General features: G+C 67.6%; 13 protein-coding genes. 4 read left to right on the top strand and 9 right to left on the bottom strand.

Annotated elements, in window-relative coordinates:
• Window positions 1–12 precede the first annotated feature (12 nt).
• On the top strand, window positions 13–507 hold the full coding sequence (locus ACK4SE_RS01490) for a group III truncated hemoglobin (RefSeq protein WP_409687707.1): 495 nt from the start codon (window positions 13–15) through the stop codon (window positions 505–507).
• Here ACK4SE_RS01490 and ACK4SE_RS01485 read toward each other — a convergent pair.
• Window positions 504–785, bottom strand: coding sequence for a type II toxin-antitoxin system RelE/ParE family toxin (locus ACK4SE_RS01485; protein ID WP_409687704.1), 282 nt, complete (start codon window positions 783–785; stop codon window positions 504–506). The genes ACK4SE_RS01490 and ACK4SE_RS01485 overlap by 4 nt on opposite strands.
• Window positions 782–1,024, bottom strand: coding sequence for an antitoxin (locus tag ACK4SE_RS01480; RefSeq protein ID WP_409687701.1), 243 nt, complete (start codon window positions 1,022–1,024; stop codon window positions 782–784). Before ACK4SE_RS01480 ends, ACK4SE_RS01485 begins: the two co-directional genes overlap by 4 nt.
• 141 nt (window positions 1,025–1,165) lie before the next feature.
• Between ACK4SE_RS01480 and uvrA the strand changes: the two genes are divergently transcribed.
• Complete coding sequence (gene uvrA / locus ACK4SE_RS01475; protein WP_409687698.1) at window positions 1,166–4,108, top strand: excinuclease ABC subunit UvrA; 2,943 nt, start codon at window positions 1,166–1,168, stop codon at window positions 4,106–4,108.
• Between the two features lie 6 nt (window positions 4,109–4,114).
• Here the strand turns inward: uvrA and ACK4SE_RS01470 are convergent, their stop codons facing one another.
• Both ACK4SE_RS01470 and ACK4SE_RS01465 read right to left on the bottom strand, forming a co-directional pair.
• Window positions 4,115–5,029 carry a hypothetical protein gene (locus tag ACK4SE_RS01470; RefSeq protein ID WP_409687695.1) on the bottom strand — a complete coding sequence of 305 codons (915 nt, stop codon included), beginning with the start codon at window positions 5,027–5,029 and terminating at the stop codon, window positions 4,115–4,117.
• A 63-nt stretch (window positions 5,030–5,092) separates the two neighbouring features.
• A complete protein-coding gene (locus ACK4SE_RS01465; RefSeq protein ID WP_409687692.1) occupies window positions 5,093–5,998 on the bottom strand; it encodes a hypothetical protein in 906 nt (301 codons plus the stop codon).
• A 64-nt stretch (window positions 5,999–6,062) separates the two neighbouring features.
• Here ACK4SE_RS01465 and trmFO point away from each other — a divergent pair, with 64 nt between their 5' ends.
• Both trmFO and ACK4SE_RS01455 read left to right on the top strand, forming a co-directional pair.
• Complete coding sequence (gene trmFO / locus ACK4SE_RS01460; protein ID WP_409687690.1) at window positions 6,063–7,457, top strand: methylenetetrahydrofolate--tRNA-(uracil(54)-C(5))-methyltransferase (FADH(2)-oxidizing) TrmFO; 1,395 nt, start codon at window positions 6,063–6,065, stop codon at window positions 7,455–7,457.
• 12 nt (window positions 7,458–7,469) lie between these two features.
• The gene (locus tag ACK4SE_RS01455; protein WP_409687687.1) at window positions 7,470–8,066 is read left to right on the top strand and encodes a DUF1353 domain-containing protein; all 597 of its coding nucleotides are present in this window, start codon (window positions 7,470–7,472) and stop codon (window positions 8,064–8,066) included.
• 105 nt (window positions 8,067–8,171) lie between these two features.
• On the opposite strand, the gene ACK4SE_RS01450 is transcribed toward ACK4SE_RS01455, so the two are convergent.
• The 5 genes from ACK4SE_RS01450 to ACK4SE_RS01430 all read right to left on the bottom strand — a co-directional run bounded on the left by ACK4SE_RS01450 (window position 8,172) and on the right by ACK4SE_RS01430 (window position 12,898).
• Window positions 8,172–8,807, bottom strand: coding sequence for a squalene/phytoene synthase family protein (locus ACK4SE_RS01450; RefSeq protein ID WP_409687684.1), 636 nt, complete (start codon window positions 8,805–8,807; stop codon window positions 8,172–8,174).
• A 7-nt stretch (window positions 8,808–8,814) separates the two neighbouring features.
• Window positions 8,815–9,792, bottom strand: a complete 978-nt coding sequence (gene secF, locus ACK4SE_RS01445) for a protein translocase subunit SecF (protein WP_409687681.1) — start codon at window positions 9,790–9,792, stop codon at window positions 8,815–8,817.
• Between the two features lie 8 nt (window positions 9,793–9,800).
• Window positions 9,801–11,387, bottom strand: coding sequence for a protein translocase subunit SecD (secD, locus tag ACK4SE_RS01440; protein WP_409687678.1), 1,587 nt, complete (start codon window positions 11,385–11,387; stop codon window positions 9,801–9,803).
• A 31-nt stretch (window positions 11,388–11,418) separates the two neighbouring features.
• Complete coding sequence (gene yajC / locus ACK4SE_RS01435; protein ID WP_409687675.1) at window positions 11,419–11,763, bottom strand: preprotein translocase subunit YajC; 345 nt, start codon at window positions 11,761–11,763, stop codon at window positions 11,419–11,421.
• 112 nt (window positions 11,764–11,875) lie between these two features.
• Complete coding sequence (locus ACK4SE_RS01430; protein ID WP_409687673.1) at window positions 11,876–12,898, bottom strand: peptidoglycan DD-metalloendopeptidase family protein; 1,023 nt, start codon at window positions 12,896–12,898, stop codon at window positions 11,876–11,878.
• Window positions 12,899–12,938 lie beyond the last annotated feature (40 nt).

The raw sequence follows: 12,938 nt of genomic DNA, 5'->3' as shown, positions 1-12,938 counted from the left end.
TATCTTCCCTGCATGGTTCACCCCGCCCAGACCGAAGTCGAACACCGCGCCCGGCGCGACGCCGCCACCGCGCGGCTGCGGGCCGAGACCGGCATCGACGAGGCCATGATCAATGCGCTGGTGGAGGGCTTCTATGGCCGGGTGCGCGGTGACGCCCTGATCGGGCCGATCTTTGCGGCGCGGGTGGAGGACTGGGGCCCGCACCTGCATCAGATGAAGCTGTTCTGGTCGTCGGTGGCGCTGTCCACCGGCGTCTATCAGGGACGGCCGATGCCCAAACACCTGCCACTGCCCATCGACGCCAGGCATTTCGACCGCTGGCTGGAGCTGTTCCGCGAGACCGCCCGCGACCTGTGCCCGCCCGTCGCCGCCGCCCACTTCATCGAACGCGCCGAACGGATCGCCCAGAGTCTGGAGCTGGGCGTGGCCTCGACCAACGGGGTGATCGTTGGGCCGGGCGAGCGCTATGTGATGCCGGCGCAGGCGTGGACGCCTGAAGGCGGCTAGCGGTCCTCGCGGGAGTGGAAGATGCGGGTGACGAGGACGCGGTCCGGATAGAGCCGATAACGTATTTCGTAGCCTGCCTTGCCAAAACGAATGATCAGTTTGCGAAATCCATGCGGTCCGGGGCGACCGATCTGCGGGAATGCCGCGATGTCTTCCAACGCCTTGGCCAGAACGCCCATGGCCCGCTCGGCCGCCTGAAGGTTCGTTTCAGAGAGAAATTCGAAGACGCGATCACGATCCGCCAGTGGCCGTCCGGAAAACTCGACCCTAACCGTCACGCCTTGAATTTGGCATGGACCGCTTCACGCAGGCCCTGCATCCATTCATTCGCGCTGATGGACTCGCCTGTGCGCTCGTATTCCCGGGCACGACGAAGATCTTCCGACCAATCGTCATCCAGCCCCTGCTCGAGCAGCTGCAAGGCGTAGACGGAAGGGTCAACGCCGGACGCCTCGGCCGCCGCCTTCAGGCGCCGGGCCTGATCCTCGTTCAGGTGGATGTCGAAACCATCGGCCATGGGCGACGATACCGCACGGCGTGAAACGTCGCAATGTTCCCACAATGTTCTTGCTGAATCACGCGGAATGATCCCCATATAGAGCGGTCGCGTATCTGTTCCGGCTGAACCTTCCCTGCATCTGACGGCTTATTCCCTCGCATGACCGACAAGCACGATTTCATCCGCGTTCGCGGCGCCCGCGAGCACAATCTCAAGGGCGTGGACGTGGACATTCCGCGCGGCAAGCTGGTGGTGCTGACCGGCCTGTCCGGATCGGGCAAATCGTCCCTGGCGTTCGACACCATCTATGCGGAGGGCCAGCGGCGCTATGTGGAGAGCCTGTCCGCCTATGCGCGTCAGTTTCTGGAGCTGATGGGCAAGCCGGACGTGGACCTGATCGAGGGCCTGTCGCCGGCCATCTCCATCGAACAGAAGACCACCTCCAAGAACCCCCGCTCCACCGTCGGCACGGTGACGGAAATCCACGACTACATGCGCCTGCTGTGGGCGCGGGTGGGCGTGCCCTATTCGCCCGCCACCGGCCTGCCCATCGAGAGCCAGACCGTCAGCCAGATGGTGGACAAGCTGACCGCCCTGCCCGAGGGCGAGCGGCTGTATCTGCTGGCCCCCGTGGTGCGGGGCCGCAAGGGCGAGTACCGCAAGGAACTGGCCGAATGGCAGCGCCAGGGCTACCAGCGGGTCAAGATCGACGGCGTCTTCCACGCCATCGAGGACGCCCCCACGCTGGACAAGAAGTTCAAGCACGACATCGACATCGTGGTGGACCGGCTGGTCACCAAGAACGGGCTGGAAAGCCGCTACGCCGACAGCATCCAGACCGCGCTGAACCTGGCCGACGGCCTGGCCACGGCGGAATGGGCGGATGTGAAGGAGGGCGAGGAGCAGCCCCGTCGGATCATCTTCTCCGAGCGTTTCGCCTGTCCGGTGTCGGGCTTCACCATCAGCGAGATCGAGCCCCGGTTGTTTTCGTTCAACAACCCGTTCGGCGCCTGCCCGGCCTGTGACGGCTTGGGGGTCAAGCTGGCGTTCGACGCGGATCTGGTGGTGCCGGATCGGGACAAGACCCTGCACAAGGGCGCGGTGGCGCCGTGGTCGCGGGGACAGTCGCCGCTGTACACACAAACGCTGCAGTCGCTGGCGCGGCACTTCGGCTTTTCAATGGATGTGGCTTGGCGCGACCTGCCGCAGCAGGCCCAGGACGTGATCCTGCAAGGCACGAAGGAAAAGGTGAAGTTCACCTATGACGACAACGCCCGCAAATACGAGGTGGCCAAGGCGTTCGAGGGCGTGGTGCCGAATCTCGAGCGACGCTGGCGCGAGACGGACTCGGCCTGGGTGCGCGAGGAACTGGGCCGCTATCAGTCCGACACCCCGTGCGAGGCGTGCGGCGGCAAGCGCCTGAAGCCCGAGGCCCTGGCGGTGAAGGTGGGCGGCGAGGACATCGCCGACATCTCCGGCCTGTCCATCTCCAAGGCGCATCTGTGGTTCACGACGCTGGACGACCACCTCACCGACAAGCAGCTGGAGATCGCCCGGCGCATCCTGAAAGAGATCAACGACCGGCTCGGCTTCCTGAACAATGTGGGGCTGGATTATCTGAACCTGTCGCGCGCGTCAGCCACCCTGTCGGGCGGCGAGAGCCAGCGCATCCGACTGGCGTCGCAGATCGGCTCGGGCCTGACCGGGGTGCTGTACGTGCTGGACGAGCCGTCCATCGGCCTGCACCAGCGCGACAACACCCGCCTGCTGGAGAGCCTGCGCGGCCTGCGGGACCTGGGCAACTCGGTGCTGGTGGTCGAGCACGACGAGGAGGCCATCATGACCGCCGACCATGTCATCGACATGGGGCCGGCGGCGGGCGTGCACGGCGGCGAGGTCTGCGCCGAGGGCACCCCGGCCGAAGTCATGGCCAACGGTAGGAGCCTCACCGCCAAATATCTGACCGGCGAGCGCGAGATCGAACTGCCGCCCGAGGGCCGTCGCCCGATCAACCGCAAGAAGATGCTGAAGATCACCGGCGCCACGGGCAACAATCTGAAGAACGTGACCGGCGAGATCCCGGTCGGTGTGTTCACCTGCATCACCGGGGTGTCCGGCGGCGGCAAGTCCACCTTCACCATCGAGACCCTGTACAAGGCGGCGGCGCGCCGGCTGCACAACGCCTCGGACGCGCCCGCCCATTTCGACCGCATCGAGGGGCTCGAGCATTTCGACAAGGTCATCGACATCGACCAGAGCCCCATCGGGCGCACCCCGCGCTCGAACCCGGCCACCTACACCGGCGCCTTCGGGCCCATCCGCGACTGGTACGCGGGCCTACCGGAGTCCAAGGCGCGCGGCTATGGCCCAGGCCGGTTCAGCTTCAACGTCAAGGGCGGGCGCTGCGAGGCGTGTCAGGGCGACGGCCTGATCAAGATCGAGATGCACTTCCTGCCCGACGTCTACGTCACCTGCGACGTCTGCAAGGGCAAACGCTACAACCGCGAGACCCTGGAGATCGTGTTCAAAGGCAAGTCGATTAGCGACGTGCTGGACATGACGGTCGAGGAGGCGGCGACGTTCTTCAAGGCGGTGCCGCCCATCCGCGACCGGATGCAGACGCTCGAGCGGGTCGGCCTGGGCTACGTCAAGGTGGGCCAGCCCGCCACCACCCTGTCAGGCGGCGAGGCCCAGCGGGTCAAGCTGTCCAAGGAGCTGTCGAAACGGGCCACCGGCAAGACCCTGTACATCCTCGACGAGCCCACCACCGGCCTGCACTTCGAGGACACCCGCAAGCTGCTGGAGGTGCTGCAGGAGCTGGTTGAGCACGGCAACACCATCGTGGTGATCGAGCACAATCTGGATGTGATCAAGGTGGCCGACTGGCTGCTGGACTTCGGCCCGGAGGGCGGCGACGGCGGCGGCGAGATCGTGGCCAAAGGCACCCCCGAACAGGTCGCGGCCGATCCGAAGAGCTGGACCGGCCGCTATCTGAAGGAGATGCTGGACCGCCACGAAACGCGGCGGCTCGCGCGGGTCAAGGCGGCGATCGCAGCCGCCGCCCCCGCGCCGAAAAAGGCCCGCACCAGAGCGCGGGCCTGATCCCGACTACAGCGATGGCGTGGGCGCGACGGCCACCGGGTCGGCGCCGCCGCGGATGTCGCGGTAGGCCGCAGCGTAGGGCGCCATGAAAATGGCCAGGCTGAGCGCCGAGATGATGGCGTTGCTGATCACATAGATGGCGATGGCCGGGCCCATGGCGCTGAATATCTCGCCAAGGCTCGCGCCCTCCATGGCCGCCAGTTCGTTCATGCCGCCGGTGAAGAACATCAGCGGCAGGATGATGATCGAGGCCAGGATGGACACCACAATGGCCATGACGATGACGATCAGGGTCATGCCGATCAGGCTCCAGACACGGCCCTTGGTGAGGTTCCAGGAGTCGAAGATGGCGAATTTCTTCTCGGCCAGGGTGATCGGCAGGGCCAGGCTGAAGCGCACCGCCAGCCAGATGAAGACCACCACGGCCGCGAGGATCAGGACGAAGGCGATCAGCCCCCCGGCGTCGCCTGCCGCGACACTGGCCAGACCGCCGAGCACCCCCGCGATGCCGAAAACGACGACGCTGGCGAGGAAGGCCAGCACGCCGAGCACCAGGGTCACCACGAAAATCCGAACCTCGTCCATACCGAGGCGCATGTAGCCGAAGCCCTTGTCCGTCGGGTGCAGCACCACGCGCAGGGCCGCCGTATACATCACCGCCCCGAACACCAGGGAGACGGGCAGAATCCATGCCATCCCCGCATAGGCGGCCCAGAGGGGCTCGAAATCCGCCGGCGTCGGATTGGTGACGCCCTGCAAATCCGTCGCCGCCGCCATCACGGCGACGAACGAGCCGCCGACCAATGCGAACATCAGGGCGGTGACGACGATATAGGCCAGCGCCCATATCAGGATGGTGACGGGGGTGCGCCGGGCGACCCGGAACCCCTCGAATGCGCAGTCCGTCGCTGAAAACGCCATGGTCGTAGCCCCCGTGAAAATCACCAATGTAACCCGCAGCCTAACCCGAAAACCCTCACGGCGTCATGACGATTTCGCGTCGATGTCCTCGGCCGCCCGCTTCAGCTGGCGATAGGCGCTCGCCCATGGGACGTAGGCCACCGTCGTGGCCGCGCCGGTTCCGGCGAAAATGAACAGCAGCGCCAGAGCAAAACCGATCATCAGCCGGGGCTCCCACGTCATGGTCCAGATCTCGGCGTCGGCGAAGGCGGCCCAGTCGATACCCGCCAGACCGACAGACAGGGCGGCCAGGGCCACCACCGGCAGGAACACGATGACGCACAGGATCACGCTGAGCACGCCCATGACCGCCAGCTTCACGGACTGTCCGCACGCCAGACGCCAGCCCTCGTCGAAGGCCAGGGTCTTGTGGTCAACGCTGGCGACCGAGATCAGCCCCGTGCGCGCCCATGCCCACAGGAACAGGCCCGTGCCGACGGCGCCCAGCGCGATCCAGACCAGCGGCTGGACCTCCGGGTCCGCGCCCCTGAGCGCAAGGCCGATGAGGACGCCCAGAAGGAGCGCCAGCACCACCAGGATGGCCAGCACTACACAGATGACGATCTGCACCACGATGTAGCAAAACTCGGCCTTGCCCAAGCCGAGACCGGCCCGGCCACGGGTGCGCGGCCACAGCACCAGCCGGATCACCGCCACCCCGATCAGGGCCTGAATCACCAGGCTGAGGCCGTTGGACAGGGCCGACCAGCCGTGCATCCGCAGCATGGCGTCGATGTCTCCCACATCCGAAAAATCGGCCACCGCCGCGGATGGGTCGACCCAGCCGTCGCCCATCAGCGGCCAGATGGCTGCGATGCTGACGAGGCCCGGCAGATAGATGAGCACGCCCCAGAGCAGAACGGCCAGCGGCCGCCTGAAGATCATCTCGAAGCCGGACCCAAGAGCCTCACCCATGGAAAAGGTCTTCATGTCGCCCCCCGTTTCCCCACCGCAAAGCTAGAGCCTAAGGCGCGGGGACGCTAGAACCCCCGCCATGAGCACCTCCCCCTCCCCAGTACACATCATCGGCGGCGGCCTCGCCGGTTCAGAAGCGGCCTGGCAGATCGCCAGTGCGGGCGTCCCCGTCATCCTGCATGAGATGCGACGTGACGGTGTGCGAACCGACGCGCATCACACCGACAGCCTGGCCGAGCTGGTCTGTTCCAACTCCTTCCGTTCTGACGACTGGGAGTACAACGCCGTGGGCCTGTTGCACGCCGAGATGCGGGCGCTGGACTCCGTCATCATGGCCTGCGGCGACGCCAATCAGGTGCCGGCGGGCGGGGCGCTGGCGGTGGACCGCGAGGGCTTTTCACAGGCCGTGACCGCGAAGCTGCAAGCCCATCCGCTGATCACCCTCGTGCGCGAGGAGATCGCGGGCCTGCCGCCCGAGGACTGGGACAATGTCATCGTGGCCACCGGGCCTTTGACCTCGCCCGCCCTGGCCGATGCGATCCTGAAGACCACCGGCGAGGAGAGCCTCAGCTTCTTCGACGCCATCGCCCCCATCGTCCATGCGGAGAGCATCGACTTCGACATCGCCTGGCGTCAATCGCGCTATGACAAGGCGGGGCCGGGCGGCGACGCGGCGGCCTATGTGAACTGTCCCATGGACAAGGCCCGGTACGACGCCTTCATCGACGCCCTGATCGACGGCCCCAAGACCGAGTTCAAGGAGTGGGAGAACGTCCCCTATTTCGACGGCTGCCTGCCCATCGAGGTGATGGCCGAGCGGGGCCGCGAGACCCTGCGCCACGGCCCCATGAAGCCGGTCGGCCTGACCAACCCGCGGGATCCCATGGTCAAGGCTCACGCCATCGTGCAGCTGAGACAGGACAATGCGCTGGGCACCCTGTTCAACATGGTGGGCTTCCAGACCAAGCTGAAATACGGCGCCCAGACCGACATCTTCCGCATGATCCCCGGCCTGCAGAACGCCCAGTTCGCGCGGCTGGGCGGGCTGCACCGCAACACCTTCCTGAACAGTCCCAAGCTGCTGGACCGGCAGTTGCGGCTGAAGGCCATGCCGCGCCTGCGCTTCGCCGGGCAGGTGACGGGGGTGGAGGGCTATGTGGAGTCCGCCGCCATGGGCCTGTTGACCGGCCGTCTGGCCGCCGCCCAGGCGCTGGGCCGCGTCCTCGCTCCTCCGCCGCCCGAGACGGCCATGGGGGCTCTGGTGGAGCACATCACCGGCGGGCATCTGGAAGGGTCCAAGTTCCAGCCCATGAACATCAACTATGGCCTGCTCCCCCCGCTGGAGGCGCCGCGCGTGGACGCCGAGGGCAAGAAGATTCCGCCAAAGGACCGGGGCCGGGCCAAGAAGCGGCTGATGAGCGTGCGGGCGCTGGAAGCGCTGAAGGCCTGGCGGGACGCGGCGCTCGCCGGGTGATAGACTGGCCTCATGGCCTTTCACGCCTGTCCTCGCGAGACTGAGGTCGCCGCCGCTTCGGTCGGAACGGCGGCCGCGCCGGTTGATCGCCCGCTGGTCTGCGCCGTCAATCACCACAAGGACCGCGAGCGGGACGAGCGCACCACCGTCGTCGTCATGCAGCCCTTCGCCTATGAGCAGCCGTCAACGGGCCGCTGGATCTGGGTTCCCGCAGGCTATGTCACTGATTTTGCATCCATTCCCCGCGTGGGACGCTGGCTGATCCCGCCGTTCGGGCGTCACGCCATCGCCGCGGTGGTGCACGACTGGCTGTACTCGGTGGGCGAGCCGGGCCAGCGCGACGCGGCCGACGACATCTTCAACGAGGCGCTGACGGAACTGGGCGTGGACCCGGCGCGGCGCGGCGTCATGCACGCCGCCGTGCGCGGCTTCGGCGCCGGGGGCTATGCCCGGGCGGCGATGCTGTGGGACCGCAGCTTCATGGACTGGCGCACGGGAGACTGGCTGGCCCCGCCCGCCGGGCGCGACGCCTTCTTCGGCGACGGCGACCCCGCCGTCATCGAGCGGGTCCGCAATCAGACGCCCGCGAACTGCGAGGTCAGACCCTGACGCTCCAAAAAACAGTGTCTGAATTGTCCGAATTGTTGAAATCACTCCCGGCCAGATGATGACCACCCCATCATAAGGCCGGCGCAAAGACGTGGGCGGAAATGGCTAGATCCGCCCCCGCAGCACCGCCCAGGTCAGGCGCAGGCGCTTGAGCGGTTCGGGCGCGGCGTGGTCGGTCAGGGCGGCGGGGGCGACGGCGGGAAAAGCGGCCGGCGGCAACCCTTTCAGCGCCCGGTTGGCTTCGGCCCGCAGGGCGCGCGCCTCTTCGGCGCGGCCGGTCTGGGACAGGCCCCGCATACGCCCGGCGAGCACGACCGCCGCCTCATGGCCCGGCCCGGCCAGAATGCGCGCCGCCGTCTGCATGGGGCCCACATAGAAGGCGTCCAGATCGTGGGGCTCTTCGTGAACGCGTCCGATGTGTGCCGTGATCAGGGCATCCAGAGGCGCACGGTCCAGGCCGTGGCGGACGACGGCGTCGGACAGGGCCTCCAGCACCGGGTGGCCCTTGCGGGGCTGACCGGCGAACAGGCCGTCCATCTGGTCCGCCCACCAGGTGAAGCGCATCTCGGCCAGCAGCGGCTGGGTCACCTTCGACGGAATGACCATCAACTCGGCCTCGAGGGCGTAGAGCGCGATGAGGTCGACGCGCCGGTCTGCATCGCCCACAAAGCGGCTGGACAGCCAGCGATCCGGATCCGCCGCGCGCACCTGACCGTCCAGCAGGTCGCGGCGGTCGGTCATGAAGCGATCAGGCCTTGGAGCCCATGCCCAGCTTGATCGGCGTCGCGTCGTCCTCGTCCTCAGTCCCGCGCTTGGCGCCCCACAGCAGGATCAGAGGGGCGGCGATGTAGATGGAGGAATAGGTGCCGATCACAACGCCGAAGATCATGGCGATGGCGAAGCCGCGCAGGACCTCGCCGCCCAGGATGGCGATGGCGGTCAGGCCCAGAATGGTGGTCAGGCCGGTCATGATCGTGCGCGACAGGGTCTCGTTCAGCGACAGGTCGATCACGTCGGCCAGCGGCATCTTCTTGTACTTGCGCAGGTTCTCGCGCAGGCGGTCGCACACCACAACGGTATCGTTCATGGAGTAGCCGATGATGGTGAGGACGGCGGCCACGCTGACCAGGGTGAACTCCATGCCCGTGATGGCGAACAGGCCGAAGGTCAGGATCACGTCGTGCAGCAGACCCACCAGGGCGCCCACCCCGAAGGTCCACTGGAACCGGAACCAGACATAGGCCAGCATCATCAGCATGGCGACGCCCAGCGCCGTGACGCCGTTGGTCAGAAGCTCCTGGGACACCTGGCCGCTGACGGCCTCGGTGCGGGTCACCTCGATGGAGGGCTGGACCTCGGTCAGGGTGGCCTGAACCGCGCGCAGCACCTCGCCGGGCTCACCCTCAGGAGTCTGGAAACGGATCAGGGCGTCGCTGGGCGACCCGAACGCCTGCACCTGGACATCGCGCAGATCCATGGCGTTCAGCCCGTCACGGATGGCGGGGATGTCAGCGGCCTCAGGAGCGGCGGTGATCTCGACCACCAGGCCGCCGGAAAAGTCCACGCCGCAGTTCAGACCGCCGCAGGGCGGGGTCAGGGGCCACAGGGTGAAGAAGATCGAGGCGACCACCGCGATGACCGACACAACGCCCATGATCGGCGCGTATTTGACGAACTTGAGGTTCGTCTTGTCGGGGAGCAGCTTGATGAAAGGCCAGAATTTCATGGGTCCGCTCACGCGATGGGAAGTTTCTTGGCGCGGGTCGCCCGCAGCCAGATGGCCACGCCGATCTGGGTCACCAGAACGGCGGTGAAGACCGAGGTGAACACCCCGATCGACAGGGTCCAGGCGAAGCCGCGCACGGGCCCCGCGCCGAACTGGAACATGATCAGGGCCGCGCCCAGGGTGGTGATGTTGGCGTCCAGGATGGTGGACATGGCGCGGCTGAACCCGGAGTCCGCCGCCGCGATGGCCGAGCGACCGGCGCGCGCCTCTTCCCGCATCCGTTCATAGATCAGGACGTTGGCGTCCACCGCCATGGCCAGGGTCAGGATCAGACCGGCGATGCCCGGCAGGGTCAGGGTCGCCCCGGTCAGGGACATGGCCCCAATGATCATCATGCCGTTGATCAGCATGGCGATGACGCTGATACCGCCGAAGACGAGGCCGTAGGCCACGATCATGAAGCCGACCACCAGGATGAAGCCCACCAGGGTGGCTTTCATGCCCGCCTCGACCGCGTCGGCGCCGAGGCCCGCTCCGACCGTGCGGCGCTCCTCGACCGTCAGGGGCGCCGGCAGGGCGCCGCCGTTCAGCAGGTTCACCAGTTCCGAAGCCTCGGTGATGGTGAACCGGCCGGTGATCTGACCCGAGCCGGTGGTGATGGGGGTGATGATGTTGGGGGCCGAGATGACCTGACCGTCCAGGATGATGGCGAAGCGGCGGCCCACATTCTGGCTGGTGGCCTCGCCGAAGCGGCGCGCGCCCTGTCCGTCGAAGCGGAAGTCGATGGCGGGGCGGCCGGACTGGTCCGAGCCGACGCTGGCGCGGGTCAGGCTCTCGCCCGACACGAGGATGCGGCGCTTGATCAGCAGCGGGGCGCCGAATTCGTCCTGCATCAGGATCGCATCCGGCGGCACACGGCCGGCGATGGCTTCCTGAAGCGAGTTCTCGTGGTCCACCATCTGGAAGGTCAGCTGGGCCGTCTGGCCGATGACGCGCTCCAGCGCCTCGGGATCGCTCTCGCCCGGGGCCTGGACCACGATGCGGTCGGTGCCCTGGCGAGTGATGGAGGGTTCGCGGGTGCCGAGGCTGTCGATCCGGCGGCGCACCACCTCGATGGACTGATCCACCGCATTGGCGCCCATGTTGTTCAGGGCCTGATCGGTGAAGGCGGCGCGAATGCGGTTGTTGGTTTGGCGCGTCACCGTGACGTCGGACACGCCGGTGGAGGTGGGCCGGGCCAGCTGCTGCAGCTCGCTGAGCGCGCGGTCGTAGTTGGCCGGGTCGTTGATGGTGACGGTGAAGCCGCCGGGCTGGCGCTGCAGATCCGAGAAGGCGATACGCGCGCCGCCCAGGATGACGCGCATGTCCTCGACCAGACTGTTGACGCGGGTGTCGCGGACCTCGTCCACATCCACCTGCAGCATCAGATAGGACCCGCCCTGCAGATCCAGGCCCAGGTTCAGGACACCGGACGGCACGAAGCCGGGCAGCGCCTCGCGCTGGGCCGGGGTCAGAAGGTTCGGGAAGGCGAACAGGGCCGACAGCAACAGCGCCGCCGCGACCACATAGACCTTCCAGCGGGACAGCTGAATCATCGAACGAAACCCCGGCCTTGTGCTTGCAGGCTTATTTCTTGTCGTTGGCGGCGATCTCGGTGCGGTTGCGCACCTCGGCCACCATGGACTTGACCACCCGCACGTTCACGCCCTGGGAGATCTCGACCATGGCCTCGGCGTCCTCGACGCGGGTGACCTTGCCGATCATGCCGTTGGACAGGACCACCGTGTCGCCGCGCTTCAGGCCGCCGACCATGGCCTGGTGCGCCTTCATGCGCTTCTGCTGCGGACGGATCAGCAGGAACCAGAACAGCACGAAGATCAGGATGAAGGGCAGGAACTGGATCAGCGTCGCGGTCAGACCGCCGCCGGCGGCGGCGCCGGCCGTGGAGGCGTAGGCGGGGGTGGCGAACATGGTGTCTCCCAAGGTCAGTCGCGGGCGTCCGCGACGCCCCGTCAGAAATAGGGGCGGAACCTAGGGGCGCCGGGTCAGCTTTGCAACGTGGTGTATTGGTCGCGGCCCCCGATCAGCGCGGCAGCACCGTCCGGGGATCCACGGCGACCGGCTGGCCGTCGCGCATGTGACGCACCTCGAAGGCGATGGAGGGCCGTCCGTCACCGGCCGTCAGGCCCACGGTGCCGATCTCCTGGCCCTGCCTGACATCATCGCCGAACGACACCGTCGAGGAGCCCAGATGGGCATAGACCGTGCGCCAGCCGTCCCGGTGGATGATGATGACCGCCAGACCCAGACCGGGCTGGTCAGATCCCACATAGCCCACCCGGCCCGCAGCCGCAGCGCGCACGGGGGCGCCGGCGGTCGCGGCGATGTGGACGCCGTTGTTGCGCTCGCTGACGCCCACCTGGCCGAAGTTTCGGACAATGTCCCCGCGCAGGGGCCACTCGAACATGCCCTGTCCGGTGCTGGCCTCGTTGGGCGGCGGGGCGGCGGGCTGGCCCGAGGGCGGCGGCGGGGGCGGCGGGGGCGGCGCGCCTGTCTCGGGCACCAGCACGCCGCGCGGCGACGGGCCGGTGGCGTAGGGATCGGGGCCGGTGTCCACCGCGCTGTCGGGCAGGACCAGTCCGCGCCCGGCCGAGATGTCGGCCCGCGGCGCCAGGCCGTTCAGGGTGATGAGGGTCTGGACCGGCGTCTGGAACCGGCGCGCGACGCCGGAAATCGTGTCGCCCGGCTGGATGATATAGGTCGCGCCGGGGCTGGCCGGCCCGGACGGAGCCGGGGCGGGCGGGATGTCGCCGGGGCGCGGGCTCGGCAGATAGTCGGGCTGCGGCTGGCCGGTGGGCGGCAGGGGCTGGGCCTCGATGGGCTCATAGGGCGCGGGTGTCGGCTCGTAGGGCGCGACGCCCGGCTGGGGCTGTGGCGCAGGCGCGTTGGGCATGGGCTCGCCCCAGGGAGACTGTTGCGCCGGCGTGCCGGTCGCGGGCCGGGTGGGATAGCGCGGCTCCGACGGATAGGACGCACAGGCCGCCAGCGTCGCCGCCGCACCCGCAATGATCAGCGCCCTGCGCGCCAGAATCGTCCAGCCAGTCATCCCCGCCCTCACCTTCAACTCAGTCGAAATCGTTCGCGGC

Source organism: Brevundimonas sp. (genome assembly GCF_046293315.1).
GTDB lineage: Bacteria > Pseudomonadota > Alphaproteobacteria > Caulobacterales > Caulobacteraceae > Brevundimonas.
The sequence above is the reverse complement of the archived record's forward strand: the minus strand, read 5'-3'. Positions and strand labels throughout refer to the sequence as shown.

Coding starts and splice junctions, on each gene's coding strand:
- ACK4SE_RS01480 (WP_409687701.1), bottom strand. CDS start 1,024: ATGGCCGATGGTTTCGACATCCACCTGAACGAGGATCAGGCCCGGCGC.
- ACK4SE_RS01490 (WP_409687707.1), top strand. CDS start 13: ATGGTTCACCCCGCCCAGACCGAAGTCGAACACCGCGCCCGGCGCGAC.
- ACK4SE_RS01465 (WP_409687692.1), bottom strand. CDS start 5,998: ATGAAGACCTTTTCCATGGGTGAGGCTCTTGGGTCCGGCTTCGAGATG.
- uvrA (WP_409687698.1), top strand. CDS start 1,166: ATGACCGACAAGCACGATTTCATCCGCGTTCGCGGCGCCCGCGAGCAC.
- secD (WP_409687678.1), bottom strand. CDS start 11,387: ATGATTCAGCTGTCCCGCTGGAAGGTCTATGTGGTCGCGGCGGCGCTG.
- trmFO (WP_409687690.1), top strand. CDS start 6,063: ATGAGCACCTCCCCCTCCCCAGTACACATCATCGGCGGCGGCCTCGCC.
- ACK4SE_RS01430 (WP_409687673.1), bottom strand. CDS start 12,898: ATGACTGGCTGGACGATTCTGGCGCGCAGGGCGCTGATCATTGCGGGT.
- secF (WP_409687681.1), bottom strand. CDS start 9,792: ATGAAATTCTGGCCTTTCATCAAGCTGCTCCCCGACAAGACGAACCTC.
- ACK4SE_RS01455 (WP_409687687.1), top strand. CDS start 7,470: ATGGCCTTTCACGCCTGTCCTCGCGAGACTGAGGTCGCCGCCGCTTCG.
- ACK4SE_RS01470 (WP_409687695.1), bottom strand. CDS start 5,029: ATGGCGTTTTCAGCGACGGACTGCGCATTCGAGGGGTTCCGGGTCGCC.
- yajC (WP_409687675.1), bottom strand. CDS start 11,763: ATGTTCGCCACCCCCGCCTACGCCTCCACGGCCGGCGCCGCCGCCGGC.
- ACK4SE_RS01450 (WP_409687684.1), bottom strand. CDS start 8,807: ATGACCGACCGCCGCGACCTGCTGGACGGTCAGGTGCGCGCGGCGGAT.